Annotated in this window: 25 protein-coding genes; 14 read left to right on the top strand and 11 right to left on the bottom strand. The window is 52.3% G+C overall.

Going from position 1 to position 25118, the window contains the following annotated elements; genetic code table 11:
* Window positions 1-6 precede the first annotated feature (6 nt).
* Window positions 7-1056: an HlyD family secretion protein gene (locus HF324_RS17455; RefSeq protein ID WP_168803693.1), complete on the bottom strand. Its 1050-nt coding sequence runs from the start codon at window positions 1054-1056 to the stop codon at window positions 7-9.
* Window positions 1053-2360, bottom strand: a complete 1308-nt coding sequence (locus HF324_RS17450) for a TolC family protein (RefSeq protein WP_168860355.1) — start codon at window positions 2358-2360, stop codon at window positions 1053-1055. The genes HF324_RS17455 and HF324_RS17450 overlap by 4 nt, the downstream gene beginning before the upstream one ends.
* Before the next feature lie 89 nt (window positions 2361-2449).
* Here HF324_RS17450 and HF324_RS17445 point away from each other — a divergent pair, with 89 nt between their 5' ends.
* Both HF324_RS17445 and HF324_RS17440 read left to right on the top strand, forming a co-directional pair.
* Window positions 2450-3238, top strand: coding sequence for a helix-turn-helix transcriptional regulator (locus HF324_RS17445; protein WP_168803691.1), 789 nt, complete (start codon window positions 2450-2452; stop codon window positions 3236-3238).
* Between the two features lie 6 nt (window positions 3239-3244).
* Entirely contained in the window at window positions 3245-3772 is a 528-nt protein-coding gene (locus tag HF324_RS17440; RefSeq protein WP_168803690.1) for a class I SAM-dependent methyltransferase, read from the top strand.
* A 109-nt stretch (window positions 3773-3881) separates the two neighbouring features.
* Here the strand turns inward: HF324_RS17440 and HF324_RS17435 are convergent, their stop codons facing one another.
* Window positions 3882-4526 (bottom strand): ankyrin repeat domain-containing protein, encoded by a 645-nt coding sequence (locus HF324_RS17435; protein WP_220100769.1) that lies wholly within the window; start codon window positions 4524-4526, stop codon window positions 3882-3884.
* Between the two features lie 225 nt (window positions 4527-4751).
* Here HF324_RS17435 and bla point away from each other — a divergent pair, with 225 nt between their 5' ends.
* Window positions 4752-5507 carry a subclass B1 metallo-beta-lactamase gene (gene bla / locus HF324_RS17430; RefSeq protein ID WP_168860354.1) on the top strand — a complete coding sequence of 252 codons (756 nt, stop codon included), beginning with the start codon at window positions 4752-4754 and terminating at the stop codon, window positions 5505-5507.
* A gap of 13 nt (window positions 5508-5520) precedes the next feature.
* On the opposite strand, the gene HF324_RS17425 is transcribed toward bla, so the two are convergent.
* Genes HF324_RS17425 through HF324_RS17410 form a run of 4 tightly spaced genes read right to left on the bottom strand, consistent with a single transcriptional unit; the run spans window position 5521 to window position 10943 of the window.
* The gene (locus HF324_RS17425; RefSeq protein WP_168803687.1) at window positions 5521-6075 is read right to left on the bottom strand and encodes a hypothetical protein; all 555 of its coding nucleotides are present in this window, start codon (window positions 6073-6075) and stop codon (window positions 5521-5523) included.
* A gap of 12 nt (window positions 6076-6087) precedes the next feature.
* Window positions 6088-7584: a hypothetical protein gene (locus HF324_RS17420; RefSeq protein WP_168860353.1), complete on the bottom strand. Its 1497-nt coding sequence runs from the start codon at window positions 7582-7584 to the stop codon at window positions 6088-6090.
* Between the two features lie 7 nt (window positions 7585-7591).
* Window positions 7592-10075: a PAAR-like protein gene (locus tag HF324_RS17415; protein WP_168803685.1), complete on the bottom strand. Its 2484-nt coding sequence runs from the start codon at window positions 10073-10075 to the stop codon at window positions 7592-7594.
* The gene (locus HF324_RS17410) at window positions 10068-10943 is read right to left on the bottom strand and encodes a hypothetical protein (protein WP_168803684.1); all 876 of its coding nucleotides are present in this window, start codon (window positions 10941-10943) and stop codon (window positions 10068-10070) included. The genes HF324_RS17415 and HF324_RS17410 overlap by 8 nt, the downstream gene beginning before the upstream one ends.
* 277 nt (window positions 10944-11220) lie before the next feature.
* Between HF324_RS17410 and HF324_RS17405 the strand changes: the two genes are divergently transcribed.
* The 6 genes from HF324_RS17405 to HF324_RS17380 all read left to right on the top strand — a co-directional run bounded on the left by HF324_RS17405 (window position 11221) and on the right by HF324_RS17380 (window position 14877).
* The gene (locus HF324_RS17405; RefSeq protein ID WP_168803683.1) at window positions 11221-11559 is read left to right on the top strand and encodes an ArsR/SmtB family transcription factor; all 339 of its coding nucleotides are present in this window, start codon (window positions 11221-11223) and stop codon (window positions 11557-11559) included.
* A complete protein-coding gene (locus HF324_RS17400) occupies window positions 11552-12058 on the top strand; it encodes an SRPBCC family protein (RefSeq protein ID WP_168803682.1) in 507 nt (168 codons plus the stop codon). Before HF324_RS17405 ends, HF324_RS17400 begins: the two co-directional genes overlap by 8 nt.
* Entirely contained in the window at window positions 12055-12618 is a 564-nt protein-coding gene (locus HF324_RS17395; protein WP_168860352.1) for a dihydrofolate reductase family protein, read from the top strand. The genes HF324_RS17400 and HF324_RS17395 overlap by 4 nt, the downstream gene beginning before the upstream one ends.
* Window positions 12619-12968: 350 nt before the next feature.
* The gene (locus HF324_RS17390; RefSeq protein WP_168803680.1) at window positions 12969-13652 is read left to right on the top strand and encodes an outer membrane beta-barrel protein; all 684 of its coding nucleotides are present in this window, start codon (window positions 12969-12971) and stop codon (window positions 13650-13652) included.
* Between the two features lie 139 nt (window positions 13653-13791).
* On the top strand, window positions 13792-14232 hold the full coding sequence (locus HF324_RS17385; protein ID WP_168803679.1) for a DinB family protein: 441 nt from the start codon (window positions 13792-13794) through the stop codon (window positions 14230-14232).
* A gap of 3 nt (window positions 14233-14235) precedes the next feature.
* Window positions 14236-14877: a phosphatase PAP2 family protein gene (locus tag HF324_RS17380; protein ID WP_168803678.1), complete on the top strand. Its 642-nt coding sequence runs from the start codon at window positions 14236-14238 to the stop codon at window positions 14875-14877.
* Window positions 14878-14939: 62 nt separating this feature from the next.
* Here the strand turns inward: HF324_RS17380 and HF324_RS17375 are convergent, their stop codons facing one another.
* Both HF324_RS17375 and HF324_RS17370 read right to left on the bottom strand, forming a co-directional pair.
* Window positions 14940-15452, bottom strand: coding sequence for a hypothetical protein (locus tag HF324_RS17375; protein ID WP_168860351.1), 513 nt, complete (start codon window positions 15450-15452; stop codon window positions 14940-14942).
* A gap of 416 nt (window positions 15453-15868) precedes the next feature.
* The gene (locus HF324_RS17370; RefSeq protein ID WP_168803676.1) at window positions 15869-16387 is read right to left on the bottom strand and encodes an FUSC family protein; all 519 of its coding nucleotides are present in this window, start codon (window positions 16385-16387) and stop codon (window positions 15869-15871) included.
* Between the two features lie 106 nt (window positions 16388-16493).
* Between HF324_RS17370 and HF324_RS17365 the strand changes: the two genes are divergently transcribed.
* Window positions 16494-17552: a PCMD domain-containing protein gene (locus tag HF324_RS17365; protein WP_168803675.1), complete on the top strand. Its 1059-nt coding sequence runs from the start codon at window positions 16494-16496 to the stop codon at window positions 17550-17552.
* Between the two features lie 16 nt (window positions 17553-17568).
* Complete coding sequence (locus tag HF324_RS17360; protein ID WP_168803674.1) at window positions 17569-18330, top strand: porin family protein; 762 nt, start codon at window positions 17569-17571, stop codon at window positions 18328-18330.
* A gap of 196 nt (window positions 18331-18526) precedes the next feature.
* Here HF324_RS17360 and HF324_RS17355 read toward each other — a convergent pair whose 3' ends face one another.
* Window positions 18527-20074: a S10 family peptidase gene (locus tag HF324_RS17355; RefSeq protein ID WP_246269583.1), complete on the bottom strand. Its 1548-nt coding sequence runs from the start codon at window positions 20072-20074 to the stop codon at window positions 18527-18529.
* Window positions 20075-20148: 74 nt separating this feature from the next.
* Window positions 20149-20958: an AraC family transcriptional regulator gene (locus tag HF324_RS17350; RefSeq protein ID WP_168803673.1), complete on the bottom strand. Its 810-nt coding sequence runs from the start codon at window positions 20956-20958 to the stop codon at window positions 20149-20151.
* Between the two features lie 236 nt (window positions 20959-21194).
* On the opposite strand from HF324_RS17350, the gene HF324_RS17345 reads away from it, so the two are divergent.
* From HF324_RS17345 to HF324_RS17335, 3 genes are read left to right on the top strand one after another with little or no spacing between them, the layout of a single operon-like run.
* Window positions 21195-22379: a TolC family protein gene (locus HF324_RS17345; protein ID WP_258539545.1), complete on the top strand. Its 1185-nt coding sequence runs from the start codon at window positions 21195-21197 to the stop codon at window positions 22377-22379.
* 3 nt (window positions 22380-22382) lie between these two features.
* Window positions 22383-23456 carry an HlyD family secretion protein gene (locus HF324_RS17340; RefSeq protein ID WP_168803671.1) on the top strand — a complete coding sequence of 358 codons (1074 nt, stop codon included), beginning with the start codon at window positions 22383-22385 and terminating at the stop codon, window positions 23454-23456.
* Window positions 23457-23458: 2 nt separating this feature from the next.
* Complete coding sequence (locus HF324_RS17335; protein WP_168860349.1) at window positions 23459-25054, top strand: MFS transporter; 1596 nt, start codon at window positions 23459-23461, stop codon at window positions 25052-25054.
* The last annotated feature ends 64 nt before the right edge of the window (window positions 25055-25118 follow it).

Here is a 25118-nt window from a genome sequence, read left to right as displayed (position 1 = left end):
AAGCGGCTATTTACTGACAGAAACATTGGCATTCATACCGGCAACGAGGCGCGCCAGTACGGTGGGATTTTCCAGCAGGCGTATACGTACCGGTATCCGCTGGATGATCTTGACGAAGTTACCGGTGGCATTGTCCGGCGGCAGTAACGAATAACGGGAACCTGTAGCGGGAGACAGGGAGGCGATCTCTCCGTGGAAAGTCTCACCGGGGAAAGCGTCTACCGTAACGGTCACCGGTTGCCCGGTCCTGAACTGCTGCACCTGCGTCTCTTTGAAATTGGCCACCACCCATTTCGGCGTATCGTCGTTGGAAATGAAGGTGAGCGGCTGGCCGGCCTGTATCAGTTGCCCTTCCTGAATATTCTTGCGGCCTACGCGTCCGTTATAGGGAGCGCGGATAACGGTATAGCCTACACTGAGCTGGTGCTGTTCGGCCACCGCCTCGCGGCGCCTGATTTCTGCTGCTACGGCGGCCGACTGATGGGCGGCTTCCGCAATGCGGGCTTCGGCAGAGGCATGATCGCGCAGCGCGGCCTGGTATTCGGAGGTGGCGATGTCCAGCGCTGCCTTCACATTGTCATACCGTTGCTGCGTGGTGGACGCTTCGGCCAGCAAATTGGCGAACCGCTTATACTCCTGTTCCTGGTGCGACAGGCGCGCTTTGGCAGCATCTATACGGGCGGCGGAAACAGCAGCTTCGTTTCTCAGGGTGGTGATACGGCTTTCCAGCAAAGTGGTCTGCGCACGGGCGTTTTCCAGGGCCGCCGCAGCTTCGGAGGCCTGTGCCTTATAATCCCGGTCGTCTATGATCACCAGTGTATCGCCGGCATTGACGAATTGGTTTTCTTCGAAACGTATCTGGTGGATGTAGCCCGATACGCGGGCGCTGATGGGATTGATATAGGCTTCTATCTGTGCGTCGTTGGTTTCTTCATAGCGCAGGAGGCGCATGCAGTACCAAACTCCCCAGCAGCAGAGGCCTGCGGCTGTAAAGAGCGCTGCTGCCCGCGTGCCGTAAAGGATAAACCGGTCGGTGGTTGTCAGTTGTTTGTTCATATTCTTCCTGTTAATCTGAGTAATTGATAATGTTGTACCTGCACTCTTACCATGGCGGTGGTGAGGTTGAATTTTGATTGCAGCAATTGTGTTTCTGCGTCCAGCAGATCACTCAGCAGCGATTGCTGGTTGAAATAGGCATTGCGCAGGATGCGCAGGCTCTCTGTGGCTTGCAGCATATTATTGCGTGCCACGGCTGTTTGTTGGACGGCTTCCTGGTAATGGAGGTACGCTGCATGTATGTCCTGCCGCAGTTTGTCCTGTACGCTGGCGGTCAGCGTCTGCTGCTGTTGCCATGCAATGCGGGCAGCCCGTGTTTTATGCCGGTTCTGATAAAAAGCGGCGACGGGCACGCTGAGGCTAAGACCTGCCTGTCCGGCGGACCATGGCACCCTGGAATACGGATAGTAAGACGTTTGCGGATAGGTGTAGCGGTATTCCGCGAAGAAGCCCAGCTTCGGCAACGGCGCAGCTTTGACCTGGTCCAGCTTTAAGGCGCCGAGACTGGTATGCTTCAGTGCCAGTCTGTATTCGGGGGCATCCTGACTGCTGGTGTCAGGCGGCGGCGCCGCGGTTGGCGGCAGTGCAACGACAGGGTACAGCGCCCCGGTATCGGGCCGGCCCATCAGGTAGTGGAGCCGTTGGGTGCTGATGGCGATGTTGTTGTTGATCTCCGTCAGCGACAGCTGCTGGTTGGCGATCTTTACTTCCTCCCGCAGCACATCGCTTTTCAATACCAGCCCGTTTTTGTACAGGTGCTTTATTTCGGTGAGCTGCAGCTCACTGGCACGGATATCCTGTTCCAGCAACGTCCTGAACTGCTGGTACCGATAGAGGTCGAGGAAATGTACCGCAGCTTCGTAGCGAATGTCGGCTACGGAACGTTGCAGCCGCGTGGCGGAGATTGACTGTTCCGTTTTGGCGATGGCTATTTCCCGGGTGGTCTGTCCGCCGTTGTACAGGTTGACGTACAGGTTACTGCCGGCGGCATAGTGCTCATGGGAAACGGGAAACTGCTTAGGGGCGTGCAGGATACCCTCTGTGTACAATGGCATATTGCTCAGGCGGGAGTAGGAGCCGTCCAGGTTGAGCGACGGCAGCCGTGCGTCGCGGGCCGCCAGCACTTTCTCCGTGCTGCCCGCCAGTTCCTGCTGTTGCAGGGCGATCTGCCGGTTGCCGGCTTCCGCCTGCTCCCATACCATGGCCAGCGTAATTTCGCCCGGACGGGGCTGCTGGGCGCAGACCGGCCACGGATAAGCGGTGGCCAGCAGCAGGGATAAACGTAAAATATCGTGTTTCATCATCTACAGAAAAATGGTTAGTGCAAAATTCACGATTGAGGGAAAGTCTTATTTAGTATAATAGGCCAAAAGTTTACTAATTTTGGCCACGTATGGATGTCTTCAAAAAATTCAGGAATGAAATAGACAGTAACCCGGGAGCGATCTATGTATTAAATGAACCGCTGGAGAACCGGTTCCCGATGCACCGTCATGATAAAAGCCAGATACTGCTGGTGGAAGGAGGCATTGCTTACCTGAACACACACAATAAACAATACTATATTCCTGCACAACACTACGTTTGGATCCCTCCGGGGATGGACCACAATATCAAGTTCAACAGCTCCTCGCTGGTAATCCACAATATTTATTTTATGGATGAAGAAGATGCCAGCCATCCTTTTTACGGCCGGTTGAGCATCTACCCGGTAACGGGCGTGGTGAATGAAATCCTGCAGCTTTCCGCTGCATGGCGGGGAGATATCCTGCCGGGCACCTGGCAGCATGAGGTATTGACAACGTTGAAGCATATACTGCCGCATACCAGCGGCCGGCCCTTTTCCATCCTGCTGCCCACTACGGAAGACAGCCGCATGCAGGACATTCTCCGTTATCTGCACGACAACGTCAGCGAACCGCTGATGTTGCCGGACGTGGCTGCGCATTTCGGCCACAGCGTACGTAACCTGACCAGGCTTTTCAAACAAACACTGAACACTTCGTTCCTTCAATACGTAAAAATGCTGAAGATGATACGGGCCATGGAGCTGCTGTTACAGACGGAAATGAATGTGAGTGAGGTGGCGTACGAGGTGGGTTATTCGGGTATCACCGCGTTCAGTAATACTTTCCAGCAAATGCTTAACATGCGGCCCAGTGATTTCCGGCTGCTGAAATAAAAAACAATGGAACTACAGGAAGCAATACAACTTATTAAAGCCGATTATATCGCGGGTACCTGGGCAGACCTGGGCTGCGGCAGCGGACTGTTTACCTACGCGCTGGCCAACCTGTTGCCCGCCGGCAGTACTATTTATGCGGTGGACGCAGCGCCGGTCCAACTGACAGCGCGGCCCAATCCGGCGCAGCAAAACATCCTTCCTTTGCAACTTGATTTTGTGCAAAATGAATTGCCTGTGGAAGGCTTACAGGGTATTCTCATGGCCAATTCCCTGCATTATGTGAAAGATAAACCGGCCTTGGTCCGTCAATTGAGCCGGCGGCTGGCGCCCGGCGCCCAGTGGGTATTGGTGGAATATGATACCGATGCCGCCAATACATGGGTGCCTTACCCCATCCGGCGGGATGCGCTGCAGCAGTTGCTGGCGGCCGAAGGATTTTCTCAGGTGACCTTCCTCGGTGAAAGGCCGTCGGTGTACCGTTCCGGCAGGATGTATGCCCTGAGGGCCATGGAACGCAAAAGAAAAGCATAGCGAGGCCGCTATGCTTTTTTGTTGTAACAAGTCATCGGTTAACCCTTATCTGTTCATGTTGATTCGTCTCTTGCTTCGGTCTTTGGTTTTTCCAGGTTTTGGTATATAGTTATTTCGCACCGGCGCTTTCCAGCATACCGGCAATCTCTTTAAATCCACGCTGCCGGGCATGCGCCAGCGGCGTAATGCCGTCTTTGTCTGCGAGGTTTACTTTACAGCCGGCGTCCAACAGCAGCTGTACGATTTGTACATGCGCGGGGCCGCCGTTACTCAGGATGATGGCTTCCAGCAGGGCTGTCCAGCCAAGGCGGTTCACATGGTCAACTGGGAAGGTTTTGTCCTGTAACAGGGTCCTTACTACTTCCACATGCCCGCGTTCGCAGGCCGGTATCAATGCAGTGCCGCCATAACGGTTGTACACTTTATAATTGGCGCCTGCTTTCAGGCATAACTGTAAGATGTCAAGGTAACCTTCCGCACCGGCATAAAGGAACGGACTGTTGAGCATATCGTCCTGCGCATTCACGTCGGCGCCGGCGGCTGTCAGCAGTGCCGCTGCCGCAGTGTGATGATGATAGGTGGCTATCATCAGCGCGGTACGTTGTTTGTTGTCCCGTGCTTCGGTATTTGTTTTACCTGCCAATAACTGTTTGATGACAGCGGTGTCATTGGCCGCCGCTGCCTTCAGTAAAAGGCTGTTGCTGTCACTGCCGGAAGGAGTGGCAGCCTGTTTATCCTGGGCACATCCGGTCATGGCAGTCATCATTAAAAATAGCAGTGATAAAATAAAGTGACAGTACCGCATGCAGGGCTATCGTTTGATGCTGATGCAAAATTACACCGGTCCTGTACCCCGGAATGGTAATAATTATCACTATCGTGGTACTTTTCGTTACTTTGCGTGGAGGCTCATTTTTGCGGTGTGCACAAACTTGCCTAACATTGCACAGCCGACATACCCTTCAAACTTGTCCATTCCATGAAACGACTGAAATATATCACGGGCATCGCCCTGATGGCCGCTATGCTGCCATCCGCAATGAAAGCGCAAACACAAAACGAACCGCTCCGCATCCAGCGCCTGGCGGGTAACTGTTACGTATATACGACAATGGGCACGCTGGAAAACGGGGCCCGTTTTCCGTCCAACAGCATGTACGTCATTACCCGTCAGGGCGCCGTGATGATAGACATCCCGTGGGATACGGCTCAGCTGATGCCGCTGCTCGATACCATCCGGCAAAGGCATGGCAAAGAGGTGATCGCCTGCATCGCCACCCACTTCCACGACGACCGCACAGCAGGTCTCAACGCCCTGGCGGCGAGAGGCATCAAAACCTATTCCACCGCCCTGACGCTGGCGCTGTGTAAAAAGGAGCAGAACGATCAGGCGGAGTATATTATCCCGGAAGACACGACCTTCCGCTTCGGCGACCGCCGGCTGGAAGTATTTTACCCGGGCGCCGGACATAGCCCGGACAATATCGTCATATGGGTACCGGAAGATAAAGTGCTGTATGGTGGCTGCTTTGTTAAAAGCACCGATTCCCGCGACCTGGGCAACCTGTCAGATGCCAGTCCGCATGAATGGAAGAAATCCATGATGAAGTTAAAAGCCCGCTACCCGCGGCCGGTAGCCACAGTGCCGGGACATGGCCCGCTGGACAGCCGTCATAACGCCTGTGACCATACGCTGCAATTAATAAAAGCTTACGGGGAGGAACATCCGCAATAAAAAACCGGGGAAACTAGTCCCCGGTATATTTCTTTATACTAACAGGCTTCAGCTGTTTGCCTTTTTTCACGACGGTTTGGGCCGCATCTGCATTGAGCGCATCTTCCGTGGTGATGACCACCTTGTTCAGCAGCCAGTCTTTTTTGGCCGGCACATAACAGAAGGTGGTTTCGGTGCGGGTCCTTTCCCGGCTGCCATAATATTGTTGGACTGTAAAGGAGCAGCTGTCGATCGTGGTGCTGACATAAGGGTCCCCCTGTGTGCCGCCGATATCTGCCGGCAGGATGAAGTCCTTATTGGTAACAACCAGTGACAGCCGGTGCCGGCTGTCGGCCAGCAGGATCATGAAGGGCCGCGCTTCCGGCGTATCGGGCGAAGTGGCTGCCGCTTTCGGTTGCAATACCAGTACTACATCCGGGATATGGTCCCCGTTGAGGTCTCCGCTGACCGCATCCCTGACTTCATACCCGGCGGGAACGAACTTCTTGTAGGCGTCATTGTCAGCGGGCTGCTGCGCCCGTATAGCCGTTGTAGTGAGTAGTGCCAGAAAAAGGAAAGCTATTTTCATGCTGCTGTTTTTTTAATGTTTGGGAGCGGGTTTGCCGGCAGGTGCCTGTCCGGGGGCCGGCTTGCCGGTCTGACCAGCCTGACCGGGAGCTGCCGGCGGCGCTTTAGACTTGTCGTCTTTTTTGCCTTTTGCCGCGTCCTGTTTACTATTCCCGCCAAATTCGTCCAATATTGCCTGTGCTTCAGGATCGGCGTCAACGGAGATGCAATCTGCGTCAAATTTCTTGGTTTTTTTACTATAAGCACATACGGACTGTGCGGATGCCGCTTTGGTCAGCGCGTCTTTGAGCTTTTGTTTAAACTTTTCGTCCTTCGAGTTTTCCAGCAGGTAGCGATAGTGATCATACACCAGCAGCTCTTTCCGTCCGTTCAGTAGTTTGGTATAGCGGTCTTTGGTGCCGTGGTTGCCGCCGTTGATCACATTGGTCACGCCGGCGAAATTTTCATTGTCAGACTTACTCTCAAGTTTTGAGCCGCTTTTGTAAGTGCTCCAGAACCATACCGCGCTTTGTACGGCGTACTTGGGATCGGCCTTATCGCTCAGCAGGTCGGAGTTACATTTTTTAACGCCTTTTTCTTCCGAGGTGGCGGTGAAATCCAGGGTACTCTTTTCGTTGTTGAAACCTGTTTTCTGCGCAAACCCGGTGAACGAGGTATAGGCAGGCTTGTGGGTAAGCTGGATAATGCCGTGGCCGCGGAAGTTGTAGCCGTCGTCATTGTCTTTGCTGTTGCCGTCTCTGCCGCCGTATTTGCGGTTGCCGACAATCCGCTCATCTGCTTTGTGTTTGACGAGGTTAAGTTCAAGTTTACTTTTGCCGTCGCTGCTGGTGAGCTTAACAGTACTTTCCTTGTTGGTGTTACCATATATATAAGCAGGGTTCAGGCTGAAGTCTTTGTACTTATCCGCCACAGGAGCAGCCGGTGCGGCGGCTGGCGCGGCTTTGCCGTCCTTGCCTTTGGCCGGCTTAGGCTCGGCCACGGAAAAATGTGCCTTGTGCGCGGCGATATTGGCATCGGTAAGTGCGATGAATTCCTCTTTCTTCCAGTAACTGGTCAGCGAGGAGGGGCGGTAGTTGAGATCTTCTTCCAGCACGCTGAAGCTACCGGATTCGTGCAGGGCCTGGGCTATAAAGTGGGCTTTACGCACGCAGGTATCTATCTTATGGTCTGCCTTGTAAAGGTTCAGGTATTCCAGCAGCTTGGTCACCATGGTTTCATCTTTGGCGTTGATGGTGGTGATGGCCTTTATCTGGGCCAGTGTGATATCGTCTTTACAATGCGGGCATTTGGTATCGTCGGTCTGTTCTTCTTTTTCATTGACGGCGGTGCCATCATATTCGCTGTCTTTTTTGTCTTCCTTTTTCTCTCCGTCTCCTTCTTCTTCTTCATTCAGACCTTTAAAGCCGGCGTCATAGCCGTCTTTGTCCGCATCCGGCGTAGCGTCTGCGGGCGCCGCTGCGGGCGTGGGTTGTGTGCGGTTGGGGTCCGGTACCGGGTTAATACGGGCCATGGGTATGTTATTTCGTTTGAAGTAATTGGATGATCGCCTGTGTGCCGGCAGCAGCCTTTTTATCGCTCTGTGGCTGTGCGCGCTTTTTCCGCGCAATGTCCAGCGCAGTTAGTTGCTGGGCACTGCCGCCGTCGGTCATATCGTCTTCATGATAAAACCAGGTGGTACGTTGTTTGGCGGGAACGCCGGCAGCCAATAGTTTTTTCACCGCAGCCAGGTCGTTCCGGTACACAGCATAATGCAGCAGGTTAAACCCCGCATCCTGGTATAGCCGGTAGCGGTGTTGTTCCAGTATCTCCAGTTGTTTAACGGAAATCGTATAGTCGCGGGCGTACTGATGGCGGATGGCGTCTGTTACGCCGCCGGTACCGGCGCCCTGGTCCAGCAGCCAGGTGAGCAGCGCAGGCGGGCAGTTGCCCCGCAGCGCCGCGGCGGCCAGCTGGTTGCCTTTGGCATTACTGATATTGAACCGGCCTTGCTGCACAATGCTTTTGAACTGATCTGCCGGCGGGTCGGTCAGCAACAACAGTTCCAGGTCTTCGGCCGACGGACGATAACCGTGCCGTATCAGTAGCAGCGCATAGCGGCCCTGTTTGCGCTTGATGCGTTCATAGCTGTTTTCCCCCTTGCAGTCATCAAAAAAATGATGCTTCGGATTTTTGTTATAGTCGATCACATAGGTGAAAGGCGTATAGCGTTTGATGCGTATCGGCAGTGTGCCCAGATCGCTGTACTGTACACTGGTGTCCGGCAGGATGACGGTATTGGGATTATACCCTCTGGCCAGCAGCTGCAGCAGTTGGGTGCTGTCGCCACTGTCGATGGCTTTCATGAAAGCGTCCGACGTATCGGCGCGGAGCGCATGGGTAGCCGTTAAAGGCAGGAAGCGTGCAAAGGAGGGCGCAGTAAAACTGAGCTGCAGCAATACCAGGATCAACAGGGAACGGATCCCGCGATTACCGAAGGGGTTGAGCGGCTGCCATGCGCCGCCGGGCTGTTGCGGATTGGGACGCAGCGGGTTGGATGGCAGTTCTGCCGGGAGCCTCCACGGTGATTGCTGTCCGGCAGGCTGTGTACCTCTTCTCTGGTCGACAGCCCTTTTCCAGGGATCGTATATCTCTACTTTGCTCAGTTCCGGCAGCGGGTCTACTTTTACATAGAAGAGCGCTTCTTCCTTGGCGTCGAATTTTTTCTTGGCCATCTTGCCGGTGCCTGTCTGGACACGGTAGATATTGAGCAGTTCAGGGATCTTGTCGATCAGCTTATCGTTGAGCGCCGTAAAGTATGCGCTTTTACCTCCGGTAAGTGCCTGAAAGTAGCCACCTTTGCCATCGCGGATACCGAGACAGCCTTCGAGGTCGGCGGAAACGAAAGGATCGATGGATATGCCGGCGCGGCTTACGTCGCCGCGTTTTTTGGCTTCCACGATCGTGAGGGCGCTGGTATCGGTCTTATCCAGTACTACCCTGAAACGGGGCGTACTGGACACGGTATAGTTAAGGGCGTAATATTCAGGCTGACCGTTAAATCCGGTAGGCGGCACGGGGCCGCCGTTTTTCATATAGTCGGTATTGTTATCCCGGGTATGCCGCGCTATTTCGAGCATGAGGGCCGCCTTGCCGTGGTTGTTGGCGTTGATGTCCTGTTCCACTTTTTGTTTGGCGTCGCCTGCATTTTCTCCTTTATAGATATATAACTTATAGGTGGGATAAGCGTTGGTGAATACCCCGTTGCGCAGGTAAAGGGGATAAGCGGAATGCAGTTTGTCATCTGCGGAAGCCAGCTTATTGCCGTAGTCGGCGGTTTTGGACACGCCTTTTTTGTAGGTGGTCTGCACGCCTTTTTCCGTATGATAGAAGATGGTGCTGTTACCCGGGTCCGGCTGCAGTTGCGCGATAACGGCGGCGGTGAGCTTGGCCGGTTTAAAGGTTTTACCTTCCACCTTGTACCACAGGTCGGCCGCAGGCACATCGTTGTATACTTCATTGCTGGCGAGCCATACGACTTCCTTGTTTTTCACTTCCAGCGGGGCGGCGATGGGCAGGTCCTGTGCGGGCGGGTTGATGTTCTGCACGGTGGACTGTTGTTTGCCGCTGGTGATGGTGATTTTGCCGCCACCGGCAGAGCACTGGTTAGTGGAGCGTTCGAGGATAAAGTGGGCCTGGTCGCCCATGTTTACATCGGCGGCGATATCCTGCCATTCCATCAATGCAGGTTGACAAGGATTATTGCGCTGAGCGGAGCAGGTGCCGAAATTAGGGGTAATGGTCTTGTCCCTGGAGGTGGCTTTCAGCACGTCCTGCAGGAAAACGCCGGGGTTGGCGGTCACCTTCAGTTTAGCGGGACTGCTGCCACAGGAACACTTAACGTCAGCCATATCGCGGACATACTTGTTTCCGGCGGTGGAGGATTTTTTCTCCTCTTTTTTCTCCTGGGCCTTGTCCTGTTGGCCGCCCTGCTTTTTTCCCTTCTGTTGAGGTTTCTTAGACATGGTGTGATGATTCAATCGGGTTAATATGAAATCTGCATTTACGCTGATAAACCGTTCCCATAGCAATGTTGTACTGAAGGAGCGCTTTCTGCGGAATGCATGTCTGTTCGTCCAGGGTATAGTGCCCGGCGTACCGCTGCAGCAGCAGGTCGGTCTGTTCCTGTTCGGAGAGCGACAGCTCATGGTAGGCGTAATGTCCTACCGCCGTCGTGTCCAGCCGGGGTTCGTCTATGTTGCCACTGATGTCTATCCGGATGTTGTCCGGCAGATTTTTAATGGTCCTTGTTTCCTGCACGGGTAAGGCTGCGCTGCCAAAGACCGGGAAAATATCCCGTTGTGCAGTGTGCGTGCCCGTATAGGCGTACAGGATATTAATGTGATTAAGGAACAGGCCATAGAGGTTGTATTGAAGGAGAGAGGCGGTAAGCGCCTGTTTATTGCGCAGCCGGTTGTCATATCCTTCCGTGAACTGCTGTATTTCCGTGCCTTTATAGTCGTTCCACAACCGCTCTTTTACGTCCGTCCATTTATCGAGTATATCTTCCCAGTTGGCCAGCATGAGCTTTCCAGTAGGTTCATGCAGGTAAAAATGCACCTCCCGGGTAACGTCGCTCACTGCCCGGATGATATATTCGAGGTGAGAGGACTGATGGTCCAGCAGGAAATGGTCTTCTCCCGCGCGGATGGAGTACACGGACGGTTCTTCCGGCGATGCCGCCGGAAGATACTCCAGTTCCAGTTCCCGGGTAAATTCGTTCTCGGTGGTTTGTTCCTTTACCCTGGTGTAACTGGCCATGGTAAAGCGGTAAGCCTGCCGGTAGGGCGCTTTCAGCCGAAGGTCGGTATTGGTGAACAGGATCGAGGACATCAGGAATGAAATTGAGGTTTACGGAAGATGTCATCGCAGGTAATGGCAAATGGGTCCCTTCGCAGATGACAGGGAATACAACCGGCAATCCACCGGGTAGCGGCGTGGCTTTTCAGAGTGGCTAGCGTTGTCATGGGTGTTGTTTCAGGTTAACAGGCTGTTGCGGCTTCCTCTTTATGAAGCCCAACGAACCAGCCATGAAAATAATGTTTTTTTATGAAGAAAAATTTGTGCAAGTAAATCCTTGCGCATATATTTGCAATCAAATACTTGCATATTGGAAATCAGGAGAGACGTTTTTCAGGCGATAGCCGACCCTACGCGGCGGCAGATTATTGAAATGGTGGCCCGTCAGCCGCTGAACGTGAATGCGATCGCGGAGAACTTTGACGTGAGCCGTCAGGCGGTTTCACTGCATGTCAAAATTCTGACGGAGTGTGGTTTGATCGTTATCAGGAAGCAGGGGAGGGAACGGTATTGTGAGGCCCGGCTGGAGCAGCTGCAGGAGGTAACTACATGGGTAGATCATTGCCGGCAGTTCTGGGCTACGCAGTTCAAGTCGCTGGACAACTATTTACAAAAAATGCAAACCGGAAAAAATCAAACCAATGAGTAATCATACAACCACAGAGTTTAGAATGGAATACCGGTTCAAAGCCACGCGCGAGCAGGTATTCAATGCTTTTTCCGATGCTGCGGCGCTGAACGAATGGTGGGGTCCTGTTGAGATGCGCAACAGCGTGATCAGCCTGGATTTCAGGCCGGGGGGCATTTTCCATTTCAGAATGGAAGGGCAGGGGCAGGTGAACTACGGCCGTTTCCTGTTCCGCGATATCCAGCCGCCGCACCTGCTGGAGTTTACCAACGCATTTGCCGATGAGCAGGCCCGGGTGGTGAAAGCCCCCTTTGATATGCCGTTCCCGCGGGAAATCCTGTACCGGATCACGCTGCGGCAGGAGGGAGAGGAAACGGTACTGTCGCTCACAGGCAGGCCGCTGGAGGCCAGCGGGGAGGAAGCAGCCTCCTTTTTGGCCATCAACGGCAGCATGCAGGAAGGTTTTGGCGGCACCTTCGGTCAACTGGCCATTTATCTCCATAAAATAAACAGCATATGAGAAAACTGAAATTGCAAATGCAGGTTTCCCTTGACGGTTTTGTGGCGGCAGGCCCCAACGATGAACAGCAGTGGGTCACCTGGGCCTGGGAGGAAATCCGCAAAGAGGTGCTGGACCTGGCAGACAGCTGCGATACCATTCTGATAGGGCGGAAACTGGCGGTAGATTATATTCCTTACTGGGAGGACGTTTATACCCGGCCGGACGACCCGATGTATGAGGTTGCACAGCGTATTGTACCCATGCAAAAGGTCGTCTTTAGTAAAACACTGGACCGCCCGGCCTGGAGGAACACTACGGTGGCCAATGACCTGGTGGCGGAAGTGGACCGGCTGAAACAACAACCCGGCAAAGACCTGGTCGTATACGGCGGCACTTCCCTGGTGTCTGATCTGTTGAAAGAGAACCTGATAGATGAATATTACTTTTTTGTCAACCCGGTGGCATTAGGCCATGGAGACCAGGTTTTCGGCGGGTTGTCCGGCTTCCGGCAGCTGACACTGAAAAACTGTATCCGGTATGACTGTGGTATTGTACTGATGCAGTACGTGCCGCGCTGAGCTACAATGCGGGGCGTCCGGGACTGGTGCGTTGGCAACTGTTCCGTACAGGCGTTTCCGTTGTCCGTCCTGTGCCTTTGCAGCATGGTAATGTCTGATAATAAAACCCGGCACCGGGGTAAAATGAAGATTGTCGTCTTTTCAACGCTGCTTTGGCGCAAGGTCGGGCAGCGTCGCCGCGGTTGCAGTGCAGCGTATAGGGGCCCGGTTATAGTGGTTATCTAGATAGTTAATTAGAGCGGAAAATATGGGTGATTATATTTATTTTACATCTTAAATGTGTGGCATTATCATCAACCTATAACAACACCCGCTACCTATCAACTTTAATCAGCTATATACTTTTCCCAATGAAAAAATGGTCCCTTGTACTTATGATGAGCGCCATGGCGCTGGGCGTGCGTGCGCAGGAGCAGGAAGCACCCCGTTTCCGGATTGTAGTGAACGGTGGCTACAGCTACCGCGTAGGTAAACTGCCTTCCGGCTTCTCCGGAGAAACCCGTGACTATATGAAGAAACTGAAATCCGGTTTTAATATAGGCGCAGATGTTCAGTACTATTTTAATGACTCATGGGGCATCGGGCTCAAATACCTGCGGTTCCAGTCCTCCGGAAGCGCTGTAATCCCCGTCGAAACGCCCGATGGTCGGGTACGTGCCGCTACATCTGATAATATCGGCATCAGTTTTTACGGTCCCACTTTTCTGGGACGCGTATACACGACCAAAGACAACAGTCAGGCGTTCATCATAGGAGCGTCGCTGGGGTATATGCGGTACAAGGATAATGGTAAGGTAGCTGCTTACCCGGTGGTAATCACCGGCGGTACGGTAGGCTCAGGAGTGGATGTCGGTTATGACATCCGGATAGCGCGTAAATTATACGCAGGCGCCCAGATATCCTACTTTGCCGGAAGCTTGAGTAAATACACCATCGAACAGGGTAACCAGACAACGACGAGAGACCTGAAAGATGATGAAAGAGAAAACCTGTCGCACCTTAGCATATCTGCAGGGCTGCGGTTCCATCTGTAATCAGCATTGCTGGTAAACATCGCCGCCGGTCAGTTGTTACGTCTTTCTCAAAGGCGTATCAACTGACCGGCGGCCTTTATAACCCTACTGTCCGCCCGCAAATGTGAGACGTTGCCAATTGTTCCTTATCTTAGCTGTTATGCTTACAGAAATATTAATCAATTTATTTGAACGGGACCTGAGCCGGTTGGAAGATGAAATCGCCGCTTATGAAACCGAAGACGCCATCTGGCGCGTACCGGAAGGCATCAAAAACTCCGCAGGCAATCTGTGTCTGCACCTGTGTGGCAACCTGCAGCATTATATCGGCGCCATATTGGGCCAGTCGGGTTACATAAGGGAAAGAGACCGCGAGTTCAGCGATAAAAATGTGCCGCGGCAGGAGCTGCTGGCGCTGGTAGGCGTTACACGTCGTGTAGTGCTGTCCGTTATAGTGGGACTGACACCGGAGGTGATGGCCAGGCAATACCCGGAGCGGGTGCTGGGAGACATGAACACAGACAGCTTCCTGGTGCACCTGTACGGACACCTGAATTACCATCTCGGGCAGATCAACTATCACCGCCGGTTAACGCGATAGCCTATGCTACAGCCAACGTTTGCGCAGCGGCTGCTGCAGGTGTACCAGCAGCTGAAAATGCTGATATGGCCGTTTATCGGACTGGTGACCATCGTGTTGATGCTTCGCAGTATCTATAGCCGGGAAGAAGTTTACTTTTATGTCAACAGGCTACACACCAGTTGGGGCGACTGGCTCTTTCCGCGCATCACTGAGCTGGGCAGCACCGGGGCCTGTGTGGTATTCACTGCGCTGCTGTTTTATTTTAACAAACGACAGGGCATCGTGCTGGCGGCGGCTTACCTGTTTAACTCCATGGTGAATTTCGCGCTGAAATTTATGGTGGCGTTTCCACGGCCCAGCCGTTTTTTTGCGGAACGGCTGCACGATATATATTTTGTGCCCGGCGTGGAGGTACTGGATAATTTCAGAAGTTTCCCTTCCGGACACAGCGTGTGTGCCTTCACTGCAGCCACCGTGTTTTCCTACTACGTTAAAAACAAATACTGGTCGTGGTTGTTTCTGCTGCTGGCAGCGATGGTGGCTTATTCCAGGATGTACATGAGCCAGCATTTCCTGGAAGACGTGACCGCCGGCGCCACGGAAGCCATACTGCTGACGATGTTATGGATTACCCTGATAAAAGATAAAACTCCCGCAGATTAACGGGACAAAAGACAGGCTGACAATGACGAATGGGACCACTATGTAGACATTCGTCATTTTTTTTATGCCTGGTTTTCCAGGAGCAGTATCTGGTAAAGCAGGCCCGGCTTTAGTTCCGCTGTGTCCACCTCGCCGGTATAGGGCGGCGCAGGCGTCATGCTGTGGTAGTAACGGGGTGGCGGCGTGTAACGCGCCCAGAGAATTTCGTAACCAATGTAGATGGAAGCACCGTCCCGCTGTACATGGTCCGTGTGGCCCAGCCGCCGCTCATCGCCGGGCGCCAGGCTTTCGATAATGCGGATGCTGCTGGTGGTGCCGATTGGCGTACGTACTATCTGCCGCGTGGCTACCGTTACAAATCGATGGGAGGAAATGTTACGGATGTTACGCAGATAGCGCGAAATAGTAAAAGCACTGTCTGATATACCGGTAATGGCTACATCCGCAATGGCATCGTCGCCCTGCGGCGGCTCCGGCAGTTGCGGTACAACCGGTAACGAAAAACGGCCGGCTTTGCAGACGGCATATGTTATTGTACAGACAATCAGAAAAGAAAGCGCCAGGACAAAGTACATAAGAGGGTTAAGGTTAAATCTTGGTCGTCAAATATACTACGACTCGATTCTCCAAATGTAAATCCGATGTTAACGCCTCGTTATTTGATAATATTATTTTCATGGTAATAGATACAGAATTAACACCGCTGCTTTTTTTGGAGGATTAACAATTGACTCACAAAAAAAACAGAAAGAATCCCCCAATTTTGCCTGACGTTTTTTTAGGGTGTTTGTAACCTTGTGCTGTCTTTAGTTTTACGTATCATTAAGTGTCTGTATTACCCCTATTTTTATGAATACTTGTTGTTACCGCTTACGCATAAACGGCAGGACGTTATATGTGTGCCGGTGACCGGTAGAGTACCGCTATGGCCGGTGACCTGGCTGTATGATCAATATGGTTGCAGCGTTGCCGGCCATATAGCGATGCTTTATTATTCCCCGCCACGGTCCGCCGTTTTGGAGAGGATCATCTCGGCAGTTTGTTTCGTGTAGCGGTTATGAAAGATAAAAGTGATCACCAGGCCCAGCATGCAGCCCGTGAGCACGGATATAACGCGCCCTACGGCAGTATCCCATAAATGCGCACCCGCTTCGTGGGTCATCACGATGATGGTAGCAGCCAGTGCGGTACGGGTGGCCGCTTCCAGGTTAAACAGATTACATAGCACTACGGTAATGCATACCGCTATACTCATCGTGATCAGCAGGTTGGGATGAAACAACAGCAGCAGAAATCCCGATATCGCCCCGATCACATTGGCCTTGATACGGGTCACCGCCAGCGTAAGAGCGTCAGAACCGTCCGGCGATAACACCAGCATCACTGAAATCAATACCCACACTACATCCTGGTAGTCCAGCAGCCAGGACAGGAATAAAACTACCAATACACCGCTTACACATTTGGCAGCGTAGATCAGTATCCGTTGTATGCGTGCTCTGTTCATCATATCGCAATGTTAGGACTTTTGTCACATATGCCGCTAAACATATATATAGCATATTGAAGTTTAGTTTACCTACCTTTACGCCTATTTCGTTAACCAACTGATAACCATGAGACTACGAAACTTATGCTACCTCACTGTACTGGTAGGGCTACAGGCCTGTATTAAGGATGCTCCTATGAATCCTGAGGCCGACATCGAGACGTTTAGTATTGACAAAAAATTGCTCAGCAGCGATGTATTCATTGACCAGGCAAATGCGAAGGTGATGTTGTACCTGACACATGAAGCCTATGAGACAGGGATTGCCCCGACATTGACCCTTTCCGCCGGCGCGACGGTCACCCCGGCTTCGGGAGACTCCATCCACTTTGAACCTGGTGTGCATCCGCAATATGTGGTGACTTCCGCCAATGGTCTTAATAAAAAGACCTATAAAGTGGAAGTGATCACCATCGGTACCTGGCAATGGGACTTTGAAAAATGGATGACCAACAACAAAGACAAATACCAGTATCCTATCAACGACGACAGCACCGTCGTTTGGTCATCCGGCAACCCTGGCATTGCGCTCTCCGGTGTGCCTAAAGATCCTATGGAATATCCGCTGCGCGTCACAACAGATGCTTATCACGGCCAACATGCGGCCGAAATGGTGACCCGTAAAGGCACTGCGCTCTCCAATCTGGTGGGCATCAAACTTTTTGCAGGCTCACTTTTCGTCGGCGTTTTTGACGCCCAGTTCGCTTTCCTTGAGCCACTGAAAGCAACACAATTCGGTCAGCCTTACATCGGAAAGCCACTGCGCTTCACCGGATATTATAAATACAAACCGGGCGCTAACTACCAGGACAAAGCCGGTAACATAGTTCCTGGCATGACCGACTCCTGCGCTGTATATGCGGTGCTGTATAGCGGTACCACCAGGCTGGACGCGACCAATATCAGTAATTCAGAACGGATCATAGCAACGGCCTACCTGCCGGACGGTTCCACCAGGGAAAACTGGACCCGGTTTGACATTCCCTTTGTACTGAAGAGACAGATCGACAGCAAAGAAAAAATGATGATGGCTATCGTGGCCTCTTCCAGTAAAAACGGCGATAGCTATAAAGGCGCCATCGGCAGCCGCCTGGTACTCGATAGCCTTGAAATTGTTCACCAATAAAGATCCGTAACCACTCATGAATATAAAAATAAAAGGACTGGTGGCCGCGCTGTTACTGACAGCCGGACAACTTTCCGCTCAACAGAAAGATAAAAAGGAAACAACCTTTACACCACACCTGGAACACCGTATCATCGCCGGATTTAACTTTGGCGCTTCTGCGCCGGTGAACCTTCCTAACACCATCCGTAAAATCAATGGCTACTGGCCTGAATTCAGTCCGTCACTGGGATATGAACTAGGCTACCGCATCACCCCAAAATGGGGCGCTGCCATCGGGGTAAAACTCGACTATAAAGGAATGGGTACCAAAGACGAAGTAATGTATTTCCCGACCATCATCACCACTGATGATGGAGGTACTTTTTCCGGCATCTTCACAGGCAAAAACAAAACGACTGTACGCAATGCATATGTAGTACTGCCGCTCAGCGCTACCTTTACGCCTAACCAGAAATGGCGCTTCAGCCTCGGTGGTTATGCCGCCTGGCTGTTCAGCTCCAACTTCTATGGCAACGTATCCGACGGCTATATCCGCAACGGCGGCCCTACCGGAGAAAAAGTAATCATCGACCACGCCACCTTCGATTTTGGTACCGATGTCCGTAAATTTGACATTGGCCTGCAGGGTGGCGCCCTCCGTAAGGTAGGACGTAAACTCGAAGTGATGGGTAACCTCAACTGGGGTTTAAGACCTTTGTTCCCCGGTGATTTTAAAGGACTTGACTTTCCTTTGTACAATATTTACCTGACACTGGGCGTGGCGTATAAAATCTAGCGCTCGCTGGCTCGCGGAGTTTCTCGCAAAGCACGCAAAGGAGCAAAGAGCGCAAAGATTATAAAAGCGAGCAGAGAAAGCAAAGGAGCGAAGATCAATTCGATTTGATCTTCGCTCCTTTGCTTTCTTATTTAAACTTAAAAAAAACTTTGCGCTCTTTGCTCCTTTGCGTGCTTTGCGAGAAACTCCGCGAGTGCTAGTACTTCGCCGGTTGACCCGCTTTTGGCAGCGACTTCCGGATAAATTCCCGGATATCTTCATTGCCTGTAGCCAGATCGTCTTTTCGCAGATACATCATATGCCCGCTGCGATAACCTTTCCAGGACAAGCGGTTTTTAAGCCGTCCGCCGGGATCGAGCTGCCACATGCTGTACTTGGCATTGAAATAATCGCAGGCGCCGTCATAATAGCCGGACTGTATCATTACATGGAGGTACGGGTTGGCAGCCATCGCCTGCCGCAGGTTCTCGCCGGTCTTGTCGTTGCTGCGGTCCCAGGGATGTACTGGCCCAAACATCATATATTTCAGATCGGTGCTGAACTTCAGCTCGTCGCGCAGGTAGATGTTCATGGCAGGGGTAAAGGCGTGCAGCCATGACGTCAGCTCGGCATTGTAATCGGGAGAACCGCCGGCATCTTCCTTGTCCTGCCCGAGGTAACGGGAATCCAGGCGGCCTACGGTATAACCGCGGTCCCGCAGCAGTTCTTTCCAGAAGAAATCAACAGGTATATTGAGGTTATGCTGTAAAATGACTTTCTCGGAAAGACCGGAGTAGCGGGCCATACGGGCGGCGATCTCCTTTCGTTTCTGATCGTCGAGGAACCCACCCTGACTGATAGCGGGTATCAGCTCCTGGATGGTGAACTGCTCCACTTCCGGCAGCATAGCGGTAAGGTCTTTCTGTTGCAGGTCCGCCGGCAGCGCTTTGTGAAACCAGGCCGTGGCGGCAAAGTAAGGCAGTGACAGGGCCTGGTCTACCGGACCGCTGCGGGCAATGCCCAGATCGGTAGGCGATACCAGTATCACGCCGTTGAGATACATCCACTGGGCGTTCTGCAGCTCCAGCGCCAGACCGGAAGCCCGGGTGGTGCCGTAACTTTCTCCGATCAGGTATTTGGGAGAAGCCCAGCGGTTATGACGGGTCACGAAAGTGTTGATCCATTCGGCCAGGTATTTTATATCGGCGTTGGTGCCGAAGAACTTTTCCCGGGGGGCGTCTTTATTAATCCGTGAATAACCGGTATTGGCCGGATCGATGTATACTATGTCTGCAATGTCGAGGATAGACTGTGGATTCTCACGGATGCCGTAAGGTTGCACGGGATATCCTTCGTCGTCGATGTTCAGCAGGCGGGGACCGGTGTAGGCGATCTGCATCCATACGGAAGGCGTGCCGGGGCCGCCATTGAAAGAGATAACCAGCGGACGGGAAGCACGGTCTTTCACATCTGTCCTTTCATAGTAGGTATAGAAAATTCCCGCGATGGGTTTACCGTCCTGGTCCCATACAGGTTGTGTGCCGGCTATGGCTTTATAGGGAATTTTCTGGCCTTTCACCGTAACATCGTGGTAGCTGGTGACAGCAGTGTCCGGGTTGAGGGAGAGTACCGGGTTGGCGCCGGTGATGTCTGCTTTGGGCGCCGGTTTACCAGGCGGCGGCGCCTGTTGCGCCTGTACTGCGGACGACAGGCAGGTAAGGCCGGCCATAAATAAAGGCATCCAGGCCTTGTTAAATACGCTCATAATTAGATCAGATATTTGGTGATAAGCTGTTGTAGAATGCTATTTATAACCAAATATCCGGAAATCCAAACCGGTCATCCCTTTCCTGTTTCCCGCAACTGGAAGTCGGAAGGGCGCTTACCCACCAGTTTGAAGAAAGTGTTGCTGAAGGCAGACACGCTGTTGTAACCGGTGTCCCAGGCGATCTCACTGATGGTTTTCTCTGTCTCCAACAGGTAACCCATGGCCCGGATCATACGGGCCAGTTTCAGGTATTGAAAGAACGATATGTCCATGGTAGCGCGGAACAAACGGGTTAACGTACGCTCGCTGATATTGAACTCCGTACTGATGCTTTCCAGCGTCAGTGGCTCGGCCAGGTTCTCGTTGATATGACGCAGCACGGGCTGCAGCCGCTTATTGTCGGTTGTCGGCAGGTTAATCGGCAGCGGCGATGTACTGATGTCCGGCAGTATTTTTTTTATGGCCTTTACAAAACGGTAACCGTTGGAGCCGGGCAATACGTCCTTGTCCCATTTGGTCGTGTACAGGATCATTTCCAGCAACAGGTTATTGACCGGGTATATGCCTGTCTTCCGGTAGAAAGGCTCCTGTTCATCATCCTCATCCCGGAAGAAATAGATGGTACGGACGTAGTTGGCAGGGTACCGGTGCGCAAAGTAATGTTCCACTCCCGCGGGTACCCACATGTAATGCCGCGCCGGCAGGAAATAGGTCTTATCCCGCGTATATAAAAAAGCGACGCCTCCCTCTACATAGGTGAGCTGCCCCTTGTTGTGCTTATGGAAGGGAAAGTGATGCTCCGTTTTCCAGTGCCATATGTAGGCGGACTCCGGTATCCTGTCCACTTGCTCGAGAATAAGTGCTGGTTTAAATTCTTCCATTTGGCCGGATTTAGCAAATTAATGGCAATTTATAACAAATAATTTAACCGGGATGGGCTGAACTTTGCATCTTCATCAGATTAAATATGTTATCAATTAGTAAGAAATGGCTTGCGGGAATAATGCTCTCTGCATTATTGGCCGGCAAAACAGCCGTTTGTCAAAACCCTGAGCAGAGTCCCCTCACGTTAACGGATGTATGGAATAAAGCTGCTGTGTACAACAAACAGCTACAGATGCAACAGCTGCGGGTGGCTGGCGCACAGCAGCAGGTAAAAGCTGCCAGGGACGAGCGGCTGCCGGAGATAAAGGCCAGCGGCTCCTATTCCAGGGTGTCCAACCTGCCCATGTATGAAAAAGGCATATTCAACGCGCCCACACAGTTCCCGGTCGTGCACCAGTCATATTCCGCAGGCGCCGACGCTTATCTCAATGTATACAACGGCGGAAAAACATCCCGCGAAATCATCATTAAACAAACGGAGAGCGAGCTGGCAGCTGAACAGCGGAACATGACCAACGCCGAAATAAAATACAAAGCGGCGGCATACTACCTCGATATATACCGGTACCGGATGTACGAAAAAGTTATGTTGCAGGATATCCGTGACCGGGAGAAAGAACTGGAAGAGATCAGACAGCTCCTGAAGAATGGCGTAGTACTGAAAAGCGATGTGCTGCGGGCTGAACTGAAACTCTCCAGACAGAAAATGACCCTGCTGGAGATCAGGAACAGCCTTATCATCGCTAACCAACGGCTCAATATTATGATCGGCCAGCCGGACAGCATCGATAACCACCTGGCGATGGACACCCTCGCCATGGCGGCGGTACCGGATAAAGACTATAACGGCTACCTCGCGGAAGCCTATGAACACGCGTTTGCGTTTAAGATTTCAGAAAAGGAGACAGCCCTGAGTGAGCTAAGGCTCAAAGCAGTAAAGTCCAATATTCTGCCTAAAGTAGGATTGTTCGCCGAGTACTCCTACGCCTATCCGCAGATCCTGTTTTATCCCTATGCCATCAGCCTGTACGGTCTCGGTCAGGTGGGCGTGAAAGCCGGATTGCCCATATCGGCGCTGTATCAGAACAAACACAAAAAGGAAGCGGCAAAGATTGACCTGGAACGACAGGAGATAGAACACGCCGATACGAAAGATAAAGTCAGGGAAGAAGTACGGGCCGGCTACCTTCGTTACACCGAAGCATTGGAACGTATCCGCGTGGCGCAGGAGAATATCCTCCAGGCACAGGAGAACTTCCGGATTGTCAATAATACCTATTTCAACCAGCTGTCGCTGCTGACAGACCTGCTGGACGCCGAGACACAGCTGCTGCAGTCCCGCTTCGATCTCACCAGCGCGGAAGTGACCGCACAACTACAATACTATCAATTATTGAAAGCAACAGGCAACCTTTAATATATGAGCAACACACACACGAACACGAATACGAACAAAACAGACAGGATTATATCGAAGATCACCACCGTGGTTGCCTCCATCGTGGTAATATGTCTCGCCATATGGGGCGTAAGGACACTGTTGCGCCAATGGAAATATGAAGAGACCAACGACGCCCAGGTCGATGAATATATCAACCCCGTGGTAGCCCGGGTCACCGGTTATGTGGAATCCATCCGCTATGAAGAAAACCAGGAGGTGAAGAAAGGCGACACCCTGGTGGTGATAGACAATAGCGAATATGCCGCCCAGCAACAGGAAGCCGGTGCGGCGCTGCTCAATGCAAAAGCACAGGTGAGTGTTGTTCAAAGCGGAGTCACCACTTCCTCGGAAACGGCTAAAGTATACCAGTCCCAGATAGCCGCGGCTAAAGCAAAGCTGCACAACCAGGAACAGGAATATGACCGCTATAAAAAACTCTACGACGCCGAATCGGCCACCAGGCAACAGCTGGAAAAAGTGGAAGCAGCGCTGGCTGTGGCCCGTTCCGAATACAATACGGCTATAGATGCCTATAATGCATCTCTGGCCAGGATCAACGACGCCCGCGTTCAACAAAGCGCGCTGGAAGCCGAAATCAAAAGAAGGGAGGCGGTCGTGAAAAACAGGGACCTCACCGTATCCTATACAGTGATCACCGCGCCGTATGACGGCAAAATGGGACGCCGCACCATACAGCCCGGTCAACTGATACAGGCCGGCCAGACGCTGGCCTACATCGTGGATTGGGAAGCGGGGAAGTGGGTGGTCGCTAATTTTAAAGAGACGCAAATCCGCCACATGTTTATCGGGGAAACGGCCGGCATCGCTGTAGACGCTTTCCCGGGAAAGACGTTCACCGGTAAAATAGAATCCCTGTCCGGCGCCACCGGCAGCCGGTTTTCATTGTTGCCGCCTGATAATGCTACCGGTAACTTTGTGAAGATCGCCCAGCGTATTCCCGTACGGATACGGCTAAACGGTAGCCCGGAAGAACTAAAGGCGCTTTCGGCAGGCATGAGTGTAAACGTATCTGTATCTAAAGCCCGCCGGTGATCATGAGTAAAGGTAACCGTATATTCAGAGCCTGGGCGCCGGAATGGCTTATCCGGCTGACGATTTTCCTCGTCCTGTTTCCAACTGTCATGCTGTTTGCGCTGTCAACGGCCAATATCAGCGCGGCGACGGGGTTCTATGGAGTAGAGCCGGCGGACATGCAGTTCTCTATGTTATTGTACTATGCAGCACTGGCTGGTTTTACTCCCCTGGAACGCCGTTTCTTCAGCCGTGTTTCCACCAAAGAGTACTTCCTGATATGCCTCGTGCTCCAGGTGCTGATCAGCTACGCCTGCTACCGTACCCGCACGCTGCCGGTACTCTTCGCCTGCCGGTTTCTCCAGGGGATGGTCAACTGCGGCGTTACAAGCATCTGCCTGACATTGCTCTTCGGAAGGTTAAAATCAGAACATGCGCGGGAAACAGGGTACACCATCTTTTATTCCATGATCCTGTGTTCGGCTTCGCTCACCTCCCTGGTGACAGCCCCGCTGGTAGATAACTACGAGTACAACGTTCTATATAAGATGATCATCTACACTTTTGTGCCCGGCGGGATACTGTTACTGCTGCTGATGAACAAAGTGCACCTGGTAAGAAAAACGCCGTTGTACCAGCTGGACTGGGCCAGCTTTTTCCTGTACAGCCCTATGCTGATCCTGATCGCTTATGTGGTCACCTACGGGCAGCAATACTATTGGCTGCAGGATGACACCATCGTATGGAGCCTTATCTGCATTGTATTCCTGGCGGTAGTGTTTGTGACGCGGCAGCTGGTCCGTAAGCGCCCGTTTATACACCAGGAGGTTTTTCGGTCAAGGGCTTTCGTGTTCGGTATTTTCCTGCTTGGGATGTTGTATTTAATACGAGGCGCTTTCTCTGTTACCACCACCTATTTTTCTACGGTACTGGGGATGGACCCGATCAACCTCTATGAGCTGCTGATCTATAATATTATCGGGATCGTTATAGGTGCGGTGGCTTCTGCGCGGCTGGTCATTAAAAAACGTCCGCTTCAGTTTATCTGGCTGGCGGGTTTTTCCCTGTTGTTATTATTTCATGGCGCAATGTACTTTTTGTTTGCCTCGGAAGCAGACATGAATACCTTTATTATACCGTTGCTGTTGCAAGGCATGGGCGCCGGCATGGTGTTTACGCCAATACTGCTGTTTATTATTTCCTCCGTACCGGAAGCCCTGAGCCAGTCAGCCGCGGCGGTCGGCGTATTTATCCGTTTCGCATTTTTCGGTATCAGTACGGCACTGATAAACTATTTTTCCCTGTTCTATTCCGGCACGCATGCGCTGCGGTTGACCGACCATGCCTCGCGGGCGGACAACGACCTGGAGGAACGGTTGAAGTTGTACCAGTCGGCCCTGCATGCCAGGGGGATGGAACCGGGTATGGCTACCCGGGCAGCTACCCGTTTGCTGGACAAGGCGGTAAATAAACAAGCCTTTCTGAAATATGCGATGGACTATAATGAGCTGGTCGTAATGTTGATCCTGGGATTGATGTTGCTGATTGTTATGGCGCCGTTTATTAATCGTACTATCATTGACGTTAAGGCCAAGCAGCCCGCTGCTGCTACGTTCTAGTGTTACAGCGCTACATGAAGCGGAAAAATATAAACAGTTGATTCTGATAACGATATAGCTGTTA

Source organism: Chitinophaga oryzae, from assembly GCF_012516375.2.
Taxonomy (GTDB): Bacteria; Bacteroidota; Bacteroidia; order Chitinophagales; family Chitinophagaceae; genus Chitinophaga; species Chitinophaga oryzae.
This window is presented reverse-complemented; position numbering and strand designations above follow the sequence as displayed.

What these genes read in the sequence shown, in the direction of transcription:
- HF324_RS17415 (WP_168803685.1), bottom strand. Translation starts at nt 10,075, where the DNA reads ATGTCTAAGAAACCTCAACAGAAGGGAAAAAAGCAGGGCGGCCAACAG.
- HF324_RS17375 (WP_168860351.1), bottom strand. Translation starts at nt 15,452, where the DNA reads ATGTACTTTGTCCTGGCGCTTTCTTTTCTGATTGTCTGTACAATAACA.
- HF324_RS17390 (WP_168803680.1), top strand. Translation starts at nt 12,969, where the DNA reads ATGAAAAAATGGTCCCTTGTACTTATGATGAGCGCCATGGCGCTGGGC.
- HF324_RS17385 (WP_168803679.1), top strand. Translation starts at nt 13,792, where the DNA reads ATGCTTACAGAAATATTAATCAATTTATTTGAACGGGACCTGAGCCGG.
- HF324_RS17410 (WP_168803684.1), bottom strand. Translation starts at nt 10,943, where the DNA reads ATGTCCTCGATCCTGTTCACCAATACCGACCTTCGGCTGAAAGCGCCC.
- HF324_RS17360 (WP_168803674.1), top strand. Translation starts at nt 17,569, where the DNA reads ATGAATATAAAAATAAAAGGACTGGTGGCCGCGCTGTTACTGACAGCC.
- HF324_RS17370 (WP_168803676.1), bottom strand. Translation starts at nt 16,387, where the DNA reads ATGATGAACAGAGCACGCATACAACGGATACTGATCTACGCTGCCAAA.
- HF324_RS17365 (WP_168803675.1), top strand. Translation starts at nt 16,494, where the DNA reads ATGAGACTACGAAACTTATGCTACCTCACTGTACTGGTAGGGCTACAG.
- HF324_RS17450 (WP_168860355.1), bottom strand. Translation starts at nt 2,360, where the DNA reads ATGATGAAACACGATATTTTACGTTTATCCCTGCTGCTGGCCACCGCT.
- HF324_RS17440 (WP_168803690.1), top strand. Translation starts at nt 3,245, where the DNA reads ATGGAACTACAGGAAGCAATACAACTTATTAAAGCCGATTATATCGCG.
- HF324_RS17435 (WP_220100769.1), bottom strand. Translation starts at nt 4,526, where the DNA reads ATGACCGGATGTGCCCAGGATAAACAGGCTGCCACTCCTTCCGGCAGT.
- HF324_RS17350 (WP_168803673.1), bottom strand. Translation starts at nt 20,958, where the DNA reads ATGGAAGAATTTAAACCAGCACTTATTCTCGAGCAAGTGGACAGGATA.
- HF324_RS17395 (WP_168860352.1), top strand. Translation starts at nt 12,055, where the DNA reads ATGAGAAAACTGAAATTGCAAATGCAGGTTTCCCTTGACGGTTTTGTG.
- bla (WP_168860354.1), top strand. Translation starts at nt 4,752, where the DNA reads ATGAAACGACTGAAATATATCACGGGCATCGCCCTGATGGCCGCTATG.
- HF324_RS17445 (WP_168803691.1), top strand. Translation starts at nt 2,450, where the DNA reads ATGGATGTCTTCAAAAAATTCAGGAATGAAATAGACAGTAACCCGGGA.
- HF324_RS17380 (WP_168803678.1), top strand. Translation starts at nt 14,236, where the DNA reads ATGCTACAGCCAACGTTTGCGCAGCGGCTGCTGCAGGTGTACCAGCAG.
- HF324_RS17420 (WP_168860353.1), bottom strand. Translation starts at nt 7,584, where the DNA reads ATGGCCCGTATTAACCCGGTACCGGACCCCAACCGCACACAACCCACG.
- HF324_RS17345 (WP_258539545.1), top strand. Translation starts at nt 21,195, where the DNA reads ATGCAACAGCTGCGGGTGGCTGGCGCACAGCAGCAGGTAAAAGCTGCC.
- HF324_RS17400 (WP_168803682.1), top strand. Translation starts at nt 11,552, where the DNA reads ATGAGTAATCATACAACCACAGAGTTTAGAATGGAATACCGGTTCAAA.
- HF324_RS17335 (WP_168860349.1), top strand. Translation starts at nt 23,459, where the DNA reads ATGAGTAAAGGTAACCGTATATTCAGAGCCTGGGCGCCGGAATGGCTT.
- HF324_RS17455 (WP_168803693.1), bottom strand. Translation starts at nt 1,056, where the DNA reads ATGAACAAACAACTGACAACCACCGACCGGTTTATCCTTTACGGCACG.
- HF324_RS17425 (WP_168803687.1), bottom strand. Translation starts at nt 6,075, where the DNA reads ATGAAAATAGCTTTCCTTTTTCTGGCACTACTCACTACAACGGCTATA.
- HF324_RS17340 (WP_168803671.1), top strand. Translation starts at nt 22,383, where the DNA reads ATGAGCAACACACACACGAACACGAATACGAACAAAACAGACAGGATT.
- HF324_RS17355 (WP_246269583.1), bottom strand. Translation starts at nt 20,074, where the DNA reads ATGAGCGTATTTAACAAGGCCTGGATGCCTTTATTTATGGCCGGCCTT.